This is a genomic window from Caballeronia sp. SBC1 (genome assembly GCF_011493005.1).
GTDB lineage: Bacteria > Pseudomonadota > Gammaproteobacteria > Burkholderiales > Burkholderiaceae > Caballeronia.
In genome coordinates this window covers 1,788,312-1,806,185 of the sequence record NZ_CP049157.1, presented here as the reverse complement: position 1 = coordinate 1,806,185, position 17,874 = coordinate 1,788,312, and the positions used below count along the sequence as shown (strand labels likewise).

The following is a 17,874-nucleotide window of genomic DNA, read 5'->3' as shown; positions in this document are numbered from 1 at the left end:
GGCAACAGGCGGCGCAGGCGGCTCGCCACGACTCAACCCCGGCAGTATGGCTGCCTTGGCAACTTCTTCGGTGGGACATCGCACAGTCGCCGTCAATGTCTGCAACTACGCTCAGGTGAGCGCGCGCGGACAAATTACGTATAACTTACGAATTGACAACACACATTACAATCACCCACGCTGATTGATACCCTATGGACATCACCGCCTTCCTTGACGCCCTCAAGAACGCTCGATCACGCGTGATCGCGGTAGATACGTCAGGGCCAGAGGCCTTACAAGCGCTCAACGGCCGTCTGGCTGTCGCGCTGGGTGCGGGGTTCCCTCGCGATTCAGGCATCGCCGGGATTGTGTTGAAAAAAAGTCCGCACGATTCATCATTGTGCAGCGTGGTGGCCGGCACGGCGTCCACGTTGCTCACCCAGCCGCCCCTCAAGAAGCTGGCTGGGCAAAGTCCCGCGCAAGTGCTGGACAGCATGGTGTTCTTTATCAAGGACGCCAGCCCGGACAGTCTGCTGACCGCGCTACTGCTTGTGGCGCACGTTGCCGGTGTCGCAAAGATCGACACCACATTTGATCAATGGATTACGTCAGTGACCAATTGGGACCTTGGCCACATGCCGGAGCAGCCCTTCCGCTCATGGCCGGCGCTTGCCAGCGCCTTGAGCCATTCACACTTTGCCGTGTCCGATGCATCGGCTTCCCGCTCCCCAGCGCCCTTTGCCAGAGCACCGCTTCGACCTGAAGCTGCATGGGACCGGAGCTTTGAGTTCTTGATCAATAGTCTGAAAAGCGGACACGAGCCCGAGCAAATGCCGAGGGTTCCCGGCAGCCTCGCCGTGATTGCGTTGCGACGGCTCGAGCAGGTCTACGAGCACACGCTGACCCATGCCACCATGCTGCGTCTGTCAGTTCCCGCGGCGGATGCACCGACAGCCCATGTCATGGTCGATACGCTGGTCTACGTGGAAGACGATCCAAGCGACGCCGTCAAGATCTTCGGCCGCGCAGACACCAAGCGCGCGAGCGGTGGACGTGGATTCAAGCTGGGCGTTACCTATCGTCCAACCGCCGACGCATGGAACCGTTTCACGATTCATGGCGATCCGACTGAAGGACTCGACCTTACCCGCCTGTGGGTCGAACTCGAACGCCGTGAGACCGATGCGTACCGGGAACCGGCCACCGGTTTCATTACCCGCATGGCCGACAAGGGAGCACCCGGCCGGGACGAGTTTACCGCAGGCAACGCCGACAGTCTGAAGTTCCTTCCGAAAGGGATCAGTGGTCCTAACTCTTTTAAAATCGATGATCTCGACCGGCTTTCCAATAAGAACGGCGAGGCGCGCGTGCTGGCGAGCGTCAACAACATCTGGTGCAATCCGTGGTTCTTGCTCAAGGACGCGAGCCTGATTGCATCGCCCGGACTGGACGAAGCACGTGCGCAAGCCGAGCCTTCGCGTCTGACGTGGGAGCAGGTCCTCGACAGCCTCTGGACCGTATTCAATCCATTGAGCGGCATTCGCGTGCAGGCGCGCCTGAGTTCGAAGGAGGCTACCCTCGAAGAGGTCGAGTTGCTGAAAGCTCCGGCCATGGACCCCGGGCAGGATGGCCCGGTCTTCCGCTATCTGGACTGGACCAAAGGCACGGCGAAGTCAAATCAGACACGCGGCATTGAGCTCAACGATTCAGACGTCAGGATACTGGCGGCACTAGCCGAGCAGCCCGCCAGACCGGCGCCCATTGGCCTGGCGAACTTGCCGCCACGTACGGAGTGCCGCCTCGTCATGCTCAACGGGGGCTGCGCCGTGCTCTCCAATGGCGGCTGTGTCGTCATCGATGACTGGCATGATCCGCGTCTCAAGGACAGCGAGATAATCGAGGCAATGCAAAAAGCCGCCGAGTGGCGGAAGCAACTCGACTGTCATGAGGTCGATCTAAGCACATTCAACAAAGAATGGAAGGGTGAGGCAGGCGAGCGCAATGCGTCCGGATCCGTCCGGCAGTCTGCCCGGCAGCGGCAAAACTCAGCTCGAGGCTGGCTTAAGGAAGGCGCCTCTTACCGGCTCCTCGGTCAGGTCGCGCTGGGCCGGTCCACGCTCGCGGGTCAACGTGTCAAGGCGGCGGCTTCTCTGAAAGACGCCAACGCACGCCTGCTCTATCAGGAATTGAAGAGCTTCTGGGGTCTCGCCGAACGGGAATCTTATGTCGATCAGGGATACCAGCAGAGCGAGGCGTCCGCCAAAGCCCTGCTCGACGCGCGTTCCGCCCGGCTTGTCAGGTACCTGGCAATCTACGGGTTTCCCGCTTTCGTCAGCAGCAATATTTCGAAGCCGATGGCGAACATCGTCAATGCGTTTTGCGTGTCCCGGCATTGGATCTTGTGGACCACGCCCTCGCCGCTCTACGACGCACTCATCACGGGCGAAGAAGCCTTGTCATGGATTGCATGGACCCTGTTTTTGGCATGGGTGGTCAGTGCGCTGTATCGGAAGTGGGATCCGGTTCTGGCCAGCGCACTTGATCGATGAACCTTGAACGCGAAACGCTCGTGCGATTGAAGGTGTTGCGTTCAAAACGCGCGAGCTCTAGATCGGCTTGCCCTCGATCACGGTCGTACCGGTAGGTGAAATTGTTTCGACCGTTCGTGTCAGCTCGAACCCGGCAGCGCGGTAAAGCGCGCTATATTCCTCCTCGGTGCGCTCGCAACCTCCTGTCATAAGGAGCATGTTCAGGTCGGAGAGTTGGGGATAGACGGTCCTCGCGGCCGGACGCAGCATGGCTTCCAACAAGACCAATTTGCCGTTGGCGGCAATAGCCCGGCGGACGATCGTAAGGATTGCGGTTGCCCTTTCGTTGTCCCAATCGTGGATTACCCGGGAAAGAAGATAGGTATCCCCGCCGGCCGGAACGGAGACAAAGAAATCGCCCGACATGACCTCGCAGCGGTCTTCCAATCCAGCTTGCGCAATCGTGCTTTGACCACCCGCCAACGCGTGAGGCAGATCGAACAATATGCCGTGCATGCCCGGATTCCGCGTCAGGGTGTCAGCAATGATTCTTCCATGCCCTCCACCCACATCGACGATTTCTGTAGCTGAAGAAAAGTCATACGCTTCCAGCACCCCGCTCATATGAAGGGCCGAGAACGCGGTCATGGTGGCGTTGAAGTGTTTCGTCCGCTCGGGGTTGCTGAGGAGCCAATCGAAACAGTTGGAGGCGCCAGAGAGTTTCTGGCTCGCGCTTTCACCCGTCCTGACGCAGTGTTCGAAAAGCTCCACGACGCTCGCTCCGTCTGCGCCGCCGAAGAACAGAGCCGCGGAGTGCAAAGACCCCACTGTGTCATGCCTGAGCAGCTCACCCACGGGTCCCAAAGCGAAGCGGCCTGGCGTCTCTTCTGAAAAGACGCCAAAGCTCGACAGTGCTCGCATCGTGCGCCCAAGGGAAGGCGCGCTGGCGCCGGCCGCTTGAGCCAGTTGTTCGATGCTCCTGGACTCATCGGCGAGTAAATCGGCAATTCCCAGTGCCGCCACAACGTGAATTGCCTCTGAAATGAGCCGCATCTGGATTAGCTCAAGCAGTCGGGCGGCCGCCTCTGGTTTGGTTGCTTGTGCTTGTAATGGAGTAGTGGCATGCATTTGCTGTCCTCCCAAGTCTAGCAGTCAGCATCCTGCGGAACCGGGCACTTGGCAAGTCCCCGGGGCTCAGCCCTTGTGCAAGACGAAAAGAACCCGCGGGCATCGCATTGCTTGAGCGCACCCCAAGCATCGAAATTTGGCTTACGCCATTTCGTCGTTGCTCATGGTTCTCGCCCACAGGTGAAGGGACCGCAGGGGATTTGAAGGAAACTGAGCTGCTGCCATGCCAGTTTGGGTTTGTTGCGAGCCGCTTGGTCAGACTTCGGCAAATCAGGTTATAGATCGGTCCCCAGGGCGCCAAGCGCCGACACTATCTCCGTCCGTATATATATGATAATTTCGCATATCACATACAGCGGGACACGCCATGCCGACCACGGAAACCCTGCGCCTGACCTTGGTCCGCGCGTCAGGCGACGACGCATCTTTCAGCCCCGCCTACCAACGCGAACTGCGGCAGTTTTATAGCCTGGCGCGCGCGGAGGGCAGCAAGATTAGTGCGGTCACCTTTACGACCGACCGCGCGGACGGAGGCGACGGGCTCGTTGGGGAGTTTCTGGTCCCGTTCACCCCGGTCGCCGGGTCAATACTCACCGCTGCGACCAGCGCCTGGCTGCAAGGTCGCGCGGGTCGACGGTTGCGCCTGACAATGGGCGACGTTGAAGTCGAAGCGACGAGTGCGGGCGAACTGTACGGGCTCTTGAATCTGACCATGGCGGTAAGCGAACGAAAAGCGAAGCCAGAAGCCGATCGTGTCTGAGGCGCGCTCGCAGTTCGCCCATTAAGGACGCGCAGAGTTCGGTGTTTCGGACAACCCAGCACGGTATGGGGTAGCTCGGCGACACCCCTTTGCCACCAGGTAACAGCTACGCAATGACGCAGCGTAGCGCGATCGCCACAAGGCAGGCACAAGACTTGCTCAATCTCGTGCACCTTAATAAAACGAGAAATCAATATGAAAGTTTGGCAGAACGTGACGCGTGCAACCCTGCTTGCAACCCTGATTGGCACGGCAAGTATCACAGCGCAAGCACAAGTGGCCGGCACCCAGCCGCTGACTGTCACGGTCCAACAGTCGCAAGCATTGCTGCAAGGTTGGAGCGCTAAAAAGAGCATCCTCGGGAAAGCGGTCTACAACGACAAGAACGAGAAGATTGGCTCTATCCTCGACTTGGTGATTTCACCGGATACGACGGTATCGGCGGCCATCATCTCCACTGGCGGCTTCCTTGGCGTCGCGACGCATGATGTCGCCGTACCCATTGGCTCGCTCGACATACGCAACGGAAACTTCTATCTGGCGGGTGCAACGAAGCAAGCGCTGAAGGACACGCCAGAGTTTCAGTACAGCAAAGTGCAGGCGCCCCCGAAGCCGCGAAAGATTCAAGCCCAGTAACTGAAAGCGAGTAAAAGCGCGCGTCTCTCGCGAGCTTTGTACAAAAGCCGCGCTCATATCAGCGCGGCTTTTCTGTTTGGGGCAGGCAGAGATTCTTCGCGCTGAACGTTTCGGATCGATCCACCGATCCACAACTGGGCTTCACTGCTCCGATCACGAATCACGCCTGGATCACGGAATCAGCCAAAGCGCGGCCGCGTAAATCACCAGCGACACGACGAAAGTCACGGCCGTGTACCCCATCACGCGCTGGATCCGTATCCCGGCGATCGCAACAACCGGGACCGCCCAGAACGGCTGCAGCATGTTCGAGACGTTTTCTGCCATGGCAACACCCATTGCCGTGCGCGGAACCGATGCATGCAGACTGAGCGCAGCGGGCAAGACGAATGGCCCCTGCACGGCCCAGTGACCGCCCGCGCTCGGAATCAGCAACGTGATAATCAGCGAGCTCAAATAACTCAATACCGGCAACGTTGCCGGCGTGGCGATTGCCACGAAGCTCTTGGCGATCATCGACGCCAGGCCCGTGCCCGTCATGATCCCCATGATGCCGCCGTAGACCGGGTATTGCAGAAGCATCGAACCGGTCTGCCGGGCGGCGCGACGGATGGCGTCGGCATAGGCGATCGGCGTGCGTTGCAAGGCCAGGCCCGCGAGCAGGAAGATGAGAATCGTCGTGTTGATATCGAGTTCGAAGCCCTTGGTATGCCACGTCATCGCGAGGTAACCCACGCCTAGCGCTAACAGGAATACTGTGCCGAGCGGCGAATTTTCGGCACGAGCAGCAAATGACAACGACGCCCCCGATGTCCCCGACGACGCCACGCGCGCGTGTGGATCGGCCTCGCTTGCGGCGCCTGACGTGTTGTCACCGCTTTGCGTATCGATGAACGCAACGACCTGCTCCTGCTTCGGATGCATCCAGATAAAAATCGCCGTCATGACGACGACCACCAGCACCGTCGGGATGAAGACAAACGGCGCAAAAACCGTCTCGCTCAAGGGCACCACCTGCCCTGTGGCTTTCTCCACCAGATTTAACGCATTACCGTGAGACGCCTGGGACAACGCTATCGAACTCGATAAGCCGCTATTGCAAACCGACCAGGCAGAGTAGCTGCCCGCGACGAGCCACGCGAAATCCACCTTCACCCGCCGCGCGATTTCACGCGACAGCAAGGCGCCCACAACCAGGCCGAGCCCCCAGTTGAGCCACGCTGCAACCGCCACGATTGGAAATACAATCAGCGCGGCGCGAGTCGGCGTCTGTACCTTCGCGGCCAGGGCACGCAAGCCTCGCTGAACGATGGGCGCGTCGGCAATGGCATATCCGGTTGCGAGAATCAGGATCATCTGCAACGCGAAACCGAGGATGTTGAACGTGCCCGAGTACCACGACGCGAGCACGACCGGCACCGAGCCATGCGGCGCGAAAGCGACGGCGATCACGCTGACAAAGAACGTCAGACCAATTGAAAGGACAAACGGATCCGGCATGACCCGCTCGAACACATAGACCAGACCAGCTACAACGCCTCGCGGACGATCGGATTGATTCACAGGGGCTAAAGGCTTGTCTCTGGTGTTCATGGTCTCTGACTCCCTGGATGCCGCACTCCGCCGTACGTGTCAGCGTGGCCAGATACGGCGCGTGTTTTAATGACCGATGCGTTTTTCGATATCCCGGAACCGCCCCATCGACCGGTAGCGACGGAACCACGCATTCGTGCGCAATTCGCACAGGCGTGGAGAGCGGTCAGCCACTGCCAGTTCGAGCCAATGAAACATCTCGTCCGGTTTCGCGAGCCGCGCATAGAGTTCCGCAAACAGGAGCGGTGACGTGTAGCCCTTTTGACGTCTTGCCTGCAAGTCCTGCAAATACCATTGCAGGACCGCGTCGTAGCCGCCGGATTCCCAGACTGTCTGGATACGCTCGGCTCTGGCGAACTCGTTGCAACGCGTCAGTGCTTCGATGGACGCGTCAATGGCCTCCTTGTATAGACCCTGCACTTCGAACGCCGTTGCCAGCAACTGATACACCAGCGGCGAACGATTGCCATGACCGGCAGCAAGGTACTCCTTGACGACTTCTTCGTATCTGCCTGACTGCACGAGGCCGAATACGCGTGAGCCTTCGAATCCAAGCGGGTCGGTCTTCTCGGCACGCTCGAATTGAGCTCTCCCCTCCGCCTCCCGCCCAAGCACAAGCAGCAGCCTCGCGTAAAGCCGGCTGGTCTCGGCATGGCTCGGGTTCAGACGCAGCGCTTCCAGAAACTCGGCCTCCGCTTTGCGCCAATCCCAGTCATAAAAATAGTGTACGCCAGCCAGTGCCTGATGAGCCTCCGGAAGATCGGCGTCGAGCTCCAATGCACGTAGCGCTGCTTCGCGCGCTCGTGGGTAGCCTTGGCGAGCGGCATAGAAACCATGCGCCGCTGTTGCGCCATGAACGTTGGACAAGCCGACATAGCCCAGCGCATAAGTCGGATCCCGATCGATTGCCGCTTCGAAGTAGCCGCGCGCTCGAATGAAGTCCTCCGCGCTAAGCCCGTGATGGGCGGCGAAGCCGGCGTCGAAATGCACGCGACGGGTCCAGTAATACCGGCCGCGCAGATACGCATCGTGTGCGCAAGGATCGATTGGCAGGCGCCTTGCCAGCATGCGCCGCTGCTGCTCCCCCAGCGCGGGCGCGATCTGCTCGGCAAGCGCGGTGCCCACCTCCTTCTGCACGTCCAGCGCGTCTGTCGCCGTCGTTTCGCGCAAGCCGCTCCAGACTTGCGTCTGATCGAAGCAGCGCACCAGTTGCGCACGGACGCGCGCTCGCCCTCTATCGCGGGTCAACGCGCCTTCCAGCACGTAGTCGAGCCCCAGTTCATGGGCTATTTCCGCAATGCTCTTGCGAGTGTGCCGGTAACAGGCGGCGGTCGTTCTTGCGATGACCGCAATCTGCTCAGGATTGAGCATGCCGAGATTCGCCGAGGTCTCGTCGGCCAACGCGTCGCAAAAGTTGTCCAGGCTCGCATCATCGCTCTTGTTTTCGAAGGGCAGGACGAGCACGCGCACGGCGGCCGGCGGCGCGACCGGGGGCGGCGGCGGAGAAGAGATTCGTACCGCCTCGAGGCGATAGCCTTTGCCTTTCACTGTCAGCAGATAGCGCGGGTTCTCAGGGTCTTCGCCAAGCGCGATGCGAATTTTCCGGATCGCCGTATTGATGCCATTGTCGGTGTCGCGAAACGCGTTTCCACCCCACAGCGCCTTGACGATGTCTGCCCGCGTCACGAGTTGCCCGCTGCGCGACGCCATCAGGATCAGCAACTCCATCGGCATGCGCTCAAGGCGGATTCGCTGGCCGCCTCGGCGCAATTCATAGCGCTCGATGTCCAGCTCGATATCCGCGGCGCTGACCGAACATGGGCTGTTCACGTGTGCTCCTCGCACGTCGATCGTTTAATCGCTCGTCAGAACGCCACGTTTTGCGTCAGACGGCTTCATCGCGAACGACGCCACAAAAGCGAGGCCCGCGAACAACACCATGATGAGAGCCGGTGCTGCGTTCCAGTGTGTCCTCGCAACCAAAATGGTCGCGGCGAGCGGAGCGGTTCCCATTGTTGCGGCCAAGCCAAAATTCATGGCTGAGCCGAGGCCGCTATACCGCACGCCGATCGGAAACATTTCGGCAATCGCGCACGCGAAGGTGCCGCCTGCGAATGAAGCAACGACCCCTGCCAACAGAAACCATAGCATCAGGTCAGCCCGATCGCGGCTCATCGCCATGTAGAAGCACGGTGCGAATAGCGCAGTCAGCACGGCGCCCGCGCGGAACACGTAGCGTCGCGGCAGCAGATCACCGGCCTTGGCCGTGACGAGAACACAGCATGCAATAACGATCACATAGAGCGTCTGGGCTATCGCGATCTCGCGCGGCGCATAGTCGAGCTCCCGCAGATAGGCCGGCATATAGGCCACGAAGAGTCCATTGGACACGCCCGCCAGCGTGGTCGCCGCGACCCCCGTGACCAGCGCCCCGAGATGCCGGCGCAGCAGCTCGGCAAGCGGTTCCTGGTGTACGCCGCTGACCGAGCGCGCATACGCATCGGTCTCCGTCAGCGTGCGGCGCAAAACGAAACTGAGCAGTCCGATCAAACCGCCGACCAGAAAGCCCACCCGCCATCCGTACGCACCGACTTGCGCGGGTGTCAAAGCCAGCTGCATGCAAAGATTGATGCCTGCAGCGAACAACAATGCAATGTTGACCGCGAAAAACACGATACCGCACAGGAATCCCCGCTGCGTGCTGGTAGTTTCAACGGCATAGACCACAGCCCCCGGCAATTCTCCTCCCACGCAGACACCCTGTGTCAGCCGCAGTAACAGCAAGAGTGCGGGCGCCGCGACGCTCCAGGTCCGATATGAAGGAAGTACTCCGATGAGGAGCGTCGATACCGCAGACACCATTGCCGACGCGGCGAACACGAGACGGCGCCCGTACTTGTCGCCAAGACGGCCAAGAAAAATGCCGCCCAAGGGCCTTGAAAGGTGGCCAATCGCGAAGATCACAAACGACAGCGTCACAGCGGACGCGCGAACGCTCGGCGGGAAAAACTCGCGGCCAATGTCCTGCGCGAAGAAGCCGTAGATAATGAAGTCGAACGTCTCGAGCGCCCCTCCCGAACTGGCGATCAGGATCGTCCGGCGCTGCCGGGCGGTCATCGGCTCATGGCGGATCGAAAGTGCTTCGTCGAGCATGTCATCCCCAGCAATCACTTGGCGGGCGATGTCATCGTCACCACTACCATCTTAGTCGCTGACGAAGCATCGCAAAGGTTCGTCTCTACGGCTATGCGTATTCGGCCACTTCGTATGGAGCGGCATCGACTCTCGTTAAGTGTTTAACCCGAAGATCATGCGCACGCAGTGGCAGGTCTAGAAGCGGTGCGTTATGGCGAGAGCGGTTGCAAACTGGCTGCGACTCGACGACGGAGCGGCGTTGAAGCCGTCGCCTATTGTCGCGGTTGCGCCGATGACATCGCCAGCACCGCCCGTGCCCAGTGTCTGCCCGTGCGAGCGTTGGAAACCCTGCAACGCGTATAGCATGGTGCGCTTTGAGAGGTTGTATGACTCGGCCAGATTGAACTGCTGATACTGCGCGGGGCTGGTAATGCCATTGGCCCTGGTGGCGCGCGTGATGCTGTAGCCCGCCGCCAGATTGAGTGCCGCGGTTGCGCCAAAGTGCAGCGCGGCGCCGGCCGTATTAAAGGTCGCCTGATCCCGGAAGGCCGAACCAGCGCCCGGAATGTATTGAACGTTCGAACAAGATGCCGACATGCTCCACGCCGAAGTAAACGCCCAGAAACCCGCGATTGCGATCCGCTGCTGAGCGGCCGCGGTCTGATAGCCATTGGTAAGCGCAGACACGCCGGGCTCACCGCCCGAGTTCACGGTCGAGTCCGCTCCCCATGCGCCGCCGCCAGGCGTCGAGTTATTGAAACGCTCGATGCCCGCAGCAAGGCCTAGCGGTCCCTTCGCATACTGAATGGCAGCGCTCCAGCTCGAACCCCGGCTAACACTACCCGCCACTCCACCGAACGCGTAGGTGCCGCTGACGGTCACACCGTAAAACACGGGGGACGTGTACACGAGTGAGTTGTTGACGCGGTAAATGACGTCGAGATTGTCAATGTCCCCGGCGTGCGCGCCGAAATAGCCGGTCAACCAGGTGGTGGGGCCGTACGGCCCGACCAGCGAGTAATAAGAGGTGTACTGACGGCCTACCGTAAGCGAACCGTAACTCGCATCGGCCAGACCGACGAATGCCTGTCTGCTGAATTCACCGTTCGCAAACTGCTGGGTACCACTAAGGAGGTTAAAGCCCGACTCTAGCGTAAAGATGGCTTGAGCGCCGCCGCCCAGATCTTCCTGCCCTTTGATTCCGACGCGATTGCCATTCCAGATGTTCTGACCGAGCTTGACGACGGAACGGCCATCGGCGGTCGAGCCGAGCGACGTCTGGCTGCTCTGGTAGACGAGCCCCGCATCGACAATCCCATACAGCGTGACACTGCTCTGAGCGAGTGCGGACGCGGCAACGCAAGCGGTGCCGGCAATGACAAGCAGCCTGACATAAGGACCGTTGCTGTTCATTCAGTACCTGTTCTCGCGAGGGCCTGCGTGACACCAGGAAGCTCGCTTTGCATGATAGGCAACTTCTGTAGCTGATGCGAAGTTCGAGACATGCGAATGTCGCCTGACCCCGAACGAATGTCCGATCCTGTGCACGGTTGCAGTGAGAGCGTTCAGTACGAGGGTCTTCGTACGCGGATCTTCGTGGGTTAACAGTTTCTTAAGGTTGCCTCAATGGCACCGGCGTGAACTCCTTGCCAGAATGCAAACGGGGTCAGGTCGAACGGCAAGCATGGTCCTCGCCGTATCCGTGCGCCCACTCCAGCGAGCCCTGGCGAACCGCCGCGTTTGCTTGGGCGCTCAACCCATGGCTTCGGCGACAAGGAGATGAACATGAAAAAGCGTACAAGCGTTTTATCGATAGTGGCCGTTGCCCTCTTTTCCCTGGGCGGTGTGGCGCACGCTGCAGGCCTGTGCTCTAACGCAACGCTGAGGGGCTCATATGGGTTCAGCGCTCACGGCGAGGTGCTCGGCCTGCTCGATGCAAGCAATACACTCCATCCGTTTGCCACACCAGCGATCCTGGACGACGTCTCGATCTTCACGTTCGACGGCTCCGGGAAATTTGCGCGCACCGACTTCGGCAATATCGGCGGAGTTCCCAAAGGCGGCCAGACCGCTTTCAATCCGAACCAGAACGGCACCTACACGGTGAACTCGGATTGCACCGGCTCCATGCAGCTCGTCTACAGCACCGGTGTGGTGCTTGGTCTGGAAATGGTCGTCGCCGACGACGGGACGCTTGTCAAGGCCATCATCAGCACGGAGCTCGTCCCTACGGCCACGCCGACGGTGGACGGGACGACGTGCCCACCAAATTGCACGGAGGGCGTGCAAGTGAGCCTCGAGGGAAAAAAGGTCCTGGTCTACGGCTTCCGCTAAGCGCACGGCCAGCACGATACCTGTCCCGGCAACCAACCCGGAGGTTCGTCATGAACGCCGCCCCTCCTTGCGGCTTCGTTGACCTGCACGGCCACCTCGCACTCGTCACCGGCGCCGGCAGCCCGAGCGGAATTGGTTTCGCGACAGCCACGCTGCTGGCCGAACGCGGCGCGACCGTGTTCGTTCACGACATCGACCAACGCGCGCTGCTGCGCGCCGATGCGTTGCGACAACGCAACCACATCGCATTCGGCCATGCATGCGACCTGACCTCGCGGGAAGAGGTCGAGGCTTTCATTGAACGGATCATTGCCGAGTTCGGCCGGATCGACATCCTCGTCAACAATGCCGGGATGACGCAACCTGGCGAGCCGGAAAGATTCGAAGTGTTTGCTCAATGCCGTTATGAACACTGGGACGCCACTATCGCGCGAAACCTGACTACCTGCGTCAACGTAACGCGCGCAACGCTGCCACGCATGATCGAACGGGGCTATGGCCGCATTGTCAACGTGTCGTCGGTCACCGGCACGCTCGTCAGCGTACCGGGCGAGTCGGCCTATGGAGCCGCCAAAGCCGCGATGATCGGCATGAGTCGCGCTATTGCGCTCGAGGCCGCGGCGCATAACGTGACGATCAACAACGTCGCACCCGGCTGGATCGCATCAGGGTCGCAACGCGGGGATGAACTTCAGGCGTCGCAGCACACTCCGCTGCGGCGCGCAGGCAGGCCGGACGAAGTCGCGGCGATGATCGTGTTTCTCGCCTCCCCCGATGCGAGCTATATCACTGGCCAGATGTTCGTCATCGATGGAGGCAATTGCTTGCAGGAACGCAAGTTCGTAGTGGCGGAAGAAGCCTTCGCGCCGGGCACACTCGCGTCGGTCGCCTGACGCGAGTGTGGACTTCCAGTGGGGACCGATAGCCAGGGGGCTGACATGTTCGACGCGAGTCTCTTCGAAGGTAAGGTCATGCTCATCACAGGCGCGGCAGGCGGCGTTGGGCGAGCCGTCGCTGATCGGCTGCGGCGCTGTGGCGCAACGTTGAGCCTCACGTCGCAGAACGTCGAAAGGCTCCGGCGGCTCGCGACCGAACTCGGTGCGCATGCGATTGCGGCGGATGTCTCGCGGGTCGAAGATTGCCAGCAGGTTATTGACACTACGCTTGCGCGCTTCGGCCGCCTCGACGCGTTGGTGAACTGCGCGGGCGTCTGGATCGAGGGCGATAGTGACGCGGCGAGCGAAGCCGACTGGGACCGCTGCATCGACATCAACCTTAAAGGGACCTTCTTCCTCTGCGCCTATGCGATACCATCGCTCAAGGCAAGTCGCGGCGCGATCATCAATGTCGGCTCTGATGCGGGCGTGGTCGGCAACGCGGGCTGTGCGATCTACTGCGCAAGCAAAGGCGGCGTGACGCTAATGAGCAAGGCGCTCGCGCTTGAACTCGCGCCGTTCGGCGTGCGTGTCAATACGCTATGTCCTTCCGATATCAACACGCGGATGCTGCGCCGACAGGCGATGGAATACGGAGCAGGCAATCCTGAAGGCTATCTCAACGACCTGCTCGCGCACTATCCGCAGCGGGAGGATGCCCGTTTCATCGAAGCCGACGAAGTCGCCTGCTTCATCGCCTTCCTGCTGACCAAGGCCGCTGCGCCAATTACCGGCGCGGCGCTGGGAATGGATTTTGGCTTGACGGCTGGATATTGAAGCGCACGTATTTTCTGATCAGGATATGAAGCGCGGGCATGACGGCTAGTCATCGAACAGAGTCGCAACGACAAACGGCGTTGCGGTGTTAGCTTTGCCAAAGTGATGCATTGAACTCATGCACTATAAATAGCTATCCTTATTGATAGCGCCAGCAGAAACGAACGCGTTACAAACGAATATCAATTCTACAGCTTGGAAATGCGGGCAATGCCTTGCATGGTGATCTTGGTTTCCCCGCGCTCGTTTTTATGACAGAACCGTGACAACAGCTCGCTAACCTCGTTCAAGAGTAGTCTCTAATAGCGCGCAAGTGGCCAGATGGTGCCGGTTTCGCCGACTACCCAGCACTCGCCGCAACACCGTGATCGTGCCGGCCACCGTATTCGGTCTTCCGATGCAAACCCCGCGTCAATCGGTTCCTGCCGACCCATTTTAACGTTTGCGTATTTGCAGCAAATGACCGTTATGCCACGCTTTGCACAGGTCCGCTACGCCCGGCGCCGATCAATCGCTTTGTTTCGCAAGTCTCACTAAAGAGTTTCCAGAAAGGGCCGATATTGCGTCCAGAACACGCAAATATCGGTGATGTGCCTGAATACCCAACAAACAAAATACGGGACCGGGCGTCAACTCTTCGGGGGCTACATGAATCAGGAATCCTTGTCCAGATTGCGGGCAGTCGCACCAGGCGAAGTCATCTACTCGGAAGGGTATATCGGAACCTCGGCGATCTATGTAATTGCTGAAGGAAAAGTCGAGATCTCCGCGAAATGCGACGACAGGCGGGTTGTCCTCGCGACCCTGGGCAAGGGAGAGTGCTTCGGAGAGTCAGCGTTGTTGCCCTCCGAGCCACGCGGGTCGACGGCAAAGGCGCTTAGCTTCTGCCGTCTGAGCGTGATCGAAGCAAAGGTCGTGGAAGAAGAATTGGAGCGCGTCTCACCGCTCCTTCGCCACTTGGTGCGCACTCTGATTCGCCGAAACAAAAGAAAAGACGAACTCCTCGCGACATACACAAATGCGGACTTCCTGCCCGGCATAGTTTCCTACGCGCACGTGCTCAGCTTGATGGCGGGAGGTGAAAATAGAGAAGGACGCGGCCGCCGGCCTCAATCCGATGAAGTGTCAATCGCGCTTGCTGAAGTCTGCAAGCGGTGCCAGGCAGTAGCAGGCCATCCTCGCGTGCATGTCATGGCCATGCTCAAACGCATGGAGAAACTCAACCTCGTCACGCTCGAGTCCGGTCGCGCGGACTTTCTCGGCAACCTTGCGGCTTCCGCCACGGATGACCCCTCCAGCCGCCAGGTTGTCACCTTCGATCCTGTGCGGATTATTGAACGTGCTCAACGAGTGGGTGACCACGACCTCGATATTTCGATCGCCAGCGAATTGGAGTTGATAGAACTGTCCGATCTCGAGGCGCTTATCGGCGTCGAGAGACAGTTGATACTCGATAAGTTGTCACGCGCCGAAATTGCCGACGATATCTTCGCGTTCCGGCGAACCAAAGTACTGACATACATCGAAAAGAACGGCGTAGCTTACTTCTCCAAGAAAAAGGCGCGACCGGCCAGTGAGCTCGAATCGCTTACGGACCTTGATCTCATTGACGACCGGACGCTATTCGATGCCGTCAGCGCGTTCGATACCTACGATCTTGCAAAACTGCTCGCCTCGGCGACAGATCGTAAGGTCTCCGAGCGGCTGCTTTCAGTCATGACAAAGGCACGGCAGAGCGAGACGTCGTGGATCATGCGGCGTGACCTGGTGATCAATCCGCTCGAGATACAGGACATTGAAGAACGCTTCATTCAACTGGTCAAGTCGATAAAAGCCGGGCCCGCAGCCGACGCCCCCGAACAGCTTTCAGTCGGAGCCTGACCGTCCGGAGCTCGTCTGAAACAGCCGTCGCCGCAATCATCAAAAGATAAACGAGAGATCGAATGGATATCCTAACGCTGTGCGGAGCGCTGCTTGGCATCGTCGCCATCGTGGCCGGGTTCACTTTGGAAGGCGGCCGTTTCCTGACGCTCTTTCAGGTCGAGGCCATTGTCATTGTGCTGGGCGGCACGATCGGCGCCGTGATGGTTCAGAACACGTGGGCGAAATTCTCGGCAGGAGTAAGGCAACTCGGCATGGTTTTCACCCACGCCAAGCCGATAGATCGGGAAAACCTGACTATCCTGCTCGAATGGGGTCATAAAGCCAAAGTGGAAGGGATGCTCGCATTTGAAACCATCGATCCCGAAGGCATCAGCCCATTTGCAAAGAGGGGGCTGGAGTTGATCGCCAACGGCGTGCCGACCGCCGTAATCGAGGACGCGTTGCAAAGAGAGCTCGACGCGTATGAGCGCAACCAGATGGCTGCGGCGCGGATATGGCTGCAGGCCGGAGGTTATGCCCCTACCTTCGGCATCCTGGGCGCGGTGCTGGGTCTGATTCAGGTGACAGGGCACCTCCTGGAACCTGCTCAGCTTGGTCAGGGTGTCGCGGTCGCTTTTATCACGACGCTGTACGGTCTGGCTCTCGCGAACATCCTGTTGCTGCCCATCTACGGCAAAATCAAGGCAAGGATAGATAGCGAATTACGCTTCAAGAAATTGTACTTTGACGGCTTGCTTGCCATCTCACGCAAAGAGTCTCCGCAGTTGATCGAAGCCCGTCTCTTGGCGGATATTACTTAGAGGTGCGTGCGAGAGCCGTATGCGCCAAGCGAAGTCGATTGTCACGCTCTCGTTGCAGGCCCGGCTTCACTCGCTAAGGATATCTAATGTATTGGAGATGGCAATTTACCGTCCCTTGCGGTACGGCCGCGAGTGCCCGACCCGGATACATGCGACCCAAGGCACTTTACAGCGCCAATTTCTATGTGAAGACTATGTCCTCGGTATCTACCAAACCCAAATCCAATCCGAAGTTCGACGACGAGGCCGAGATACTCTCCGAGCGGTGGTTGATTTCGTATTCGGATCTCGTGACTACCTTGATGGTGCTATTCATCGCGTTATACGCGATGCAGCTTGCCCAGCATCGGGAAATTGAAACGAAAAATCTCACGCTTGCGCCGTTAGAGAAGCGCAGCGCAATCGATGCAACTGTTCAAGCTCCCCGGACCGCGGCGCTTGAACAGGTCCAGGCGTCCAAGAGAGAACTGATCGCTGCATTGAAGGCTATGCGCGACAAGCAGGAAATTCGCGTGCTCGAAAGCGCGCGCGGCGTCGAGATCGAAATCAACGCGAAGATACTTTTCCGTTCGGGGGAGGCCCATCTGATGCAGGATTCAAACGCAGTGCTGGATCAGGTGGCGACGGCGCTCAAGGGACACTCGGCGCAACAGATTCTGGTGGAAGGACACACTGATTCCGTTCCTATATCGACGGCAAAATACGAGTCCAATTGGGAGCTTTCGTCCGCGAGGGCCGGCTCGCTCGTACGATTCCTGGTCGATCGGGGCATTGAGCCACACAGGCTCGCGGCTATTGGCCGCGCGGACAATATTCCCGCTGTGATGGGAGACGACTCATTCGCCCGTGCAGCGAATCGTCGAGTCGTGATCGTCGTGCAATACGATGCTCCGACTGCCGCTCAGTAGACCCGGTCTCGCGCCGGCGAAACGCTTTCTCCAGCACCGGCAACAGCTTGACGGCCTAGAGGACCACCGTGGGATGAACGACTGAAACGCCGCGCCCGGCGGTCGTGATGAGCGCGCGCAAGTCAGGATCATGCCGAGCGGACAATGCAAGCGTTCGAGCGGTCGGCCAGCGTCGGATTTAAAGGCTTCATCAAGCTTTTAGTCGTTCATGTCGTTCCGCACATCGCGGCGGATCACCCTGTTCCAACAGAACCCTCGTATGAGGAATTGACCGAGATCGCGGTCTTTCATATCACATGGCCCGGCGCGTACGATCATGTTGGTATGATTTCCCAATTGATCGGCGCGGTCTGCAAGGTAATGAACCGATAGCGAAGGGTTAATTCTGGACACTCGCCGGCAACGCACGTCCTGGTCACCCGAACGAAATGAAACCCCTGGAAATTTTACGACAAGCAGTTTTGCTTTGAGCTG

15 protein-coding genes are annotated in these 17,874 nt (G+C 59.4%); 10 read left to right on the top strand and 5 right to left on the bottom strand.

The features are described 5' to 3' along the window. Positions 1-194 precede the first annotated feature (194 nt). Positions 195-2,531 (top strand): hypothetical protein, encoded by a 2,337-nt coding sequence (locus SBC1_RS26100; protein WP_165989046.1) that lies wholly within the window; start codon positions 195-197, stop codon positions 2,529-2,531. A gap of 57 nt (positions 2,532-2,588) precedes the next feature. On the opposite strand, the gene SBC1_RS26095 is transcribed toward SBC1_RS26100, so the two are convergent. Continuing rightward, positions 2,589-3,638, bottom strand: a complete 1,050-nt coding sequence (locus SBC1_RS26095) for a methyltransferase (RefSeq protein WP_165100778.1) — start codon at positions 3,636-3,638, stop codon at positions 2,589-2,591. A gap of 367 nt (positions 3,639-4,005) precedes the next feature. On the opposite strand from SBC1_RS26095, the gene SBC1_RS26090 reads away from it, so the two are divergent. Then, on the top strand, positions 4,006-4,398 hold the full coding sequence (locus tag SBC1_RS26090; RefSeq protein WP_165100782.1) for a hypothetical protein: 393 nt from the start codon (positions 4,006-4,008) through the stop codon (positions 4,396-4,398). A 195-nt stretch (positions 4,399-4,593) separates the two neighbouring features. Beyond that, on the top strand, positions 4,594-5,034 hold the full coding sequence (locus SBC1_RS26085) for a PRC-barrel domain-containing protein (protein ID WP_165100785.1): 441 nt from the start codon (positions 4,594-4,596) through the stop codon (positions 5,032-5,034). Between the two features lie 171 nt (positions 5,035-5,205). Here SBC1_RS26085 and SBC1_RS26080 read toward each other — a convergent pair whose 3' ends face one another. The 4 genes from SBC1_RS26080 to SBC1_RS26065 all read right to left on the bottom strand — a co-directional run bounded on the left by SBC1_RS26080 (position 5,206) and on the right by SBC1_RS26065 (position 11,175). After that, positions 5,206-6,627 (bottom strand): short-chain fatty acid transporter, encoded by a 1,422-nt coding sequence (locus SBC1_RS26080; protein WP_165100788.1) that lies wholly within the window; start codon positions 6,625-6,627, stop codon positions 5,206-5,208. Positions 6,628-6,693: 66 nt separating this feature from the next. Further along, positions 6,694-8,457 carry a winged helix-turn-helix domain-containing protein gene (locus SBC1_RS26075; protein WP_241202187.1) on the bottom strand — a complete coding sequence of 588 codons (1,764 nt, stop codon included), beginning with the start codon at positions 8,455-8,457 and terminating at the stop codon, positions 6,694-6,696. A gap of 24 nt (positions 8,458-8,481) precedes the next feature. Continuing rightward, the gene (locus SBC1_RS26070) at positions 8,482-9,780 is read right to left on the bottom strand and encodes an MFS transporter (protein WP_165100791.1); all 1,299 of its coding nucleotides are present in this window, start codon (positions 9,778-9,780) and stop codon (positions 8,482-8,484) included. 177 nt (positions 9,781-9,957) lie between these two features. Further along, positions 9,958-11,175: a porin gene (locus tag SBC1_RS26065; RefSeq protein WP_165100795.1), complete on the bottom strand. Its 1,218-nt coding sequence runs from the start codon at positions 11,173-11,175 to the stop codon at positions 9,958-9,960. A 372-nt stretch (positions 11,176-11,547) separates the two neighbouring features. Here SBC1_RS26065 and SBC1_RS26060 point away from each other — a divergent pair, with 372 nt between their 5' ends. The 7 genes from SBC1_RS26060 (at position 11,548) to SBC1_RS26030 (ending at position 17,772) form a co-directional block, all read left to right on the top strand. Next, the gene (locus SBC1_RS26060; RefSeq protein WP_165100797.1) at positions 11,548-12,096 is read left to right on the top strand and encodes a hypothetical protein; all 549 of its coding nucleotides are present in this window, start codon (positions 11,548-11,550) and stop codon (positions 12,094-12,096) included. A gap of 50 nt (positions 12,097-12,146) precedes the next feature. Then, positions 12,147-12,989 (top strand): SDR family NAD(P)-dependent oxidoreductase, encoded by an 843-nt coding sequence (locus SBC1_RS26055; RefSeq protein WP_165100801.1) that lies wholly within the window; start codon positions 12,147-12,149, stop codon positions 12,987-12,989. Between the two features lie 45 nt (positions 12,990-13,034). Next, positions 13,035-13,808, top strand: coding sequence for an SDR family NAD(P)-dependent oxidoreductase (locus tag SBC1_RS26050; RefSeq protein ID WP_165100804.1), 774 nt, complete (start codon positions 13,035-13,037; stop codon positions 13,806-13,808). A 648-nt stretch (positions 13,809-14,456) separates the two neighbouring features. Next, positions 14,457-15,689 carry a Crp/Fnr family transcriptional regulator gene (locus tag SBC1_RS26045; protein WP_165100809.1) on the top strand — a complete coding sequence of 411 codons (1,233 nt, stop codon included), beginning with the start codon at positions 14,457-14,459 and terminating at the stop codon, positions 15,687-15,689. Positions 15,690-15,751: 62 nt separating this feature from the next. Continuing rightward, positions 15,752-16,492: a flagellar motor protein gene (locus SBC1_RS26040; protein WP_165100824.1), complete on the top strand. Its 741-nt coding sequence runs from the start codon at positions 15,752-15,754 to the stop codon at positions 16,490-16,492. A gap of 194 nt (positions 16,493-16,686) precedes the next feature. Next, the gene (locus tag SBC1_RS26035) at positions 16,687-17,400 is read left to right on the top strand and encodes an OmpA family protein (RefSeq protein ID WP_165100827.1); all 714 of its coding nucleotides are present in this window, start codon (positions 16,687-16,689) and stop codon (positions 17,398-17,400) included. Positions 17,401-17,544: 144 nt separating this feature from the next. After that, the gene (locus tag SBC1_RS26030) at positions 17,545-17,772 is read left to right on the top strand and encodes a hypothetical protein (RefSeq protein WP_165100830.1); all 228 of its coding nucleotides are present in this window, start codon (positions 17,545-17,547) and stop codon (positions 17,770-17,772) included. Positions 17,773-17,874 lie beyond the last annotated feature (102 nt).

What these genes read in the sequence shown, in the direction of transcription:
- SBC1_RS26085 (WP_165100785.1), top strand. Translation starts at nt 4,594, where the DNA reads ATGAAAGTTTGGCAGAACGTGACGCGTGCAACCCTGCTTGCAACCCTG.
- SBC1_RS26065 (WP_165100795.1), bottom strand. Translation starts at nt 11,175, where the DNA reads ATGAACAGCAACGGTCCTTATGTCAGGCTGCTTGTCATTGCCGGCACC.
- SBC1_RS26055 (WP_165100801.1), top strand. Translation starts at nt 12,147, where the DNA reads ATGAACGCCGCCCCTCCTTGCGGCTTCGTTGACCTGCACGGCCACCTC.
- SBC1_RS26030 (WP_165100830.1), top strand. Translation starts at nt 17,545, where the DNA reads ATGCAAGCGTTCGAGCGGTCGGCCAGCGTCGGATTTAAAGGCTTCATC.
- SBC1_RS26050 (WP_165100804.1), top strand. Translation starts at nt 13,035, where the DNA reads ATGTTCGACGCGAGTCTCTTCGAAGGTAAGGTCATGCTCATCACAGGC.
- SBC1_RS26035 (WP_165100827.1), top strand. Translation starts at nt 16,687, where the DNA reads ATGTCCTCGGTATCTACCAAACCCAAATCCAATCCGAAGTTCGACGAC.
- SBC1_RS26080 (WP_165100788.1), bottom strand. Translation starts at nt 6,627, where the DNA reads ATGAACACCAGAGACAAGCCTTTAGCCCCTGTGAATCAATCCGATCGT.
- SBC1_RS26100 (WP_165989046.1), top strand. Translation starts at nt 195, where the DNA reads ATGGACATCACCGCCTTCCTTGACGCCCTCAAGAACGCTCGATCACGC.
- SBC1_RS26040 (WP_165100824.1), top strand. Translation starts at nt 15,752, where the DNA reads ATGGATATCCTAACGCTGTGCGGAGCGCTGCTTGGCATCGTCGCCATC.
- SBC1_RS26060 (WP_165100797.1), top strand. Translation starts at nt 11,548, where the DNA reads ATGAAAAAGCGTACAAGCGTTTTATCGATAGTGGCCGTTGCCCTCTTT.
- SBC1_RS26090 (WP_165100782.1), top strand. Translation starts at nt 4,006, where the DNA reads ATGCCGACCACGGAAACCCTGCGCCTGACCTTGGTCCGCGCGTCAGGC.
- SBC1_RS26070 (WP_165100791.1), bottom strand. Translation starts at nt 9,780, where the DNA reads ATGCTCGACGAAGCACTTTCGATCCGCCATGAGCCGATGACCGCCCGG.
- SBC1_RS26095 (WP_165100778.1), bottom strand. Translation starts at nt 3,638, where the DNA reads ATGCATGCCACTACTCCATTACAAGCACAAGCAACCAAACCAGAGGCG.
- SBC1_RS26045 (WP_165100809.1), top strand. Translation starts at nt 14,457, where the DNA reads ATGAATCAGGAATCCTTGTCCAGATTGCGGGCAGTCGCACCAGGCGAA.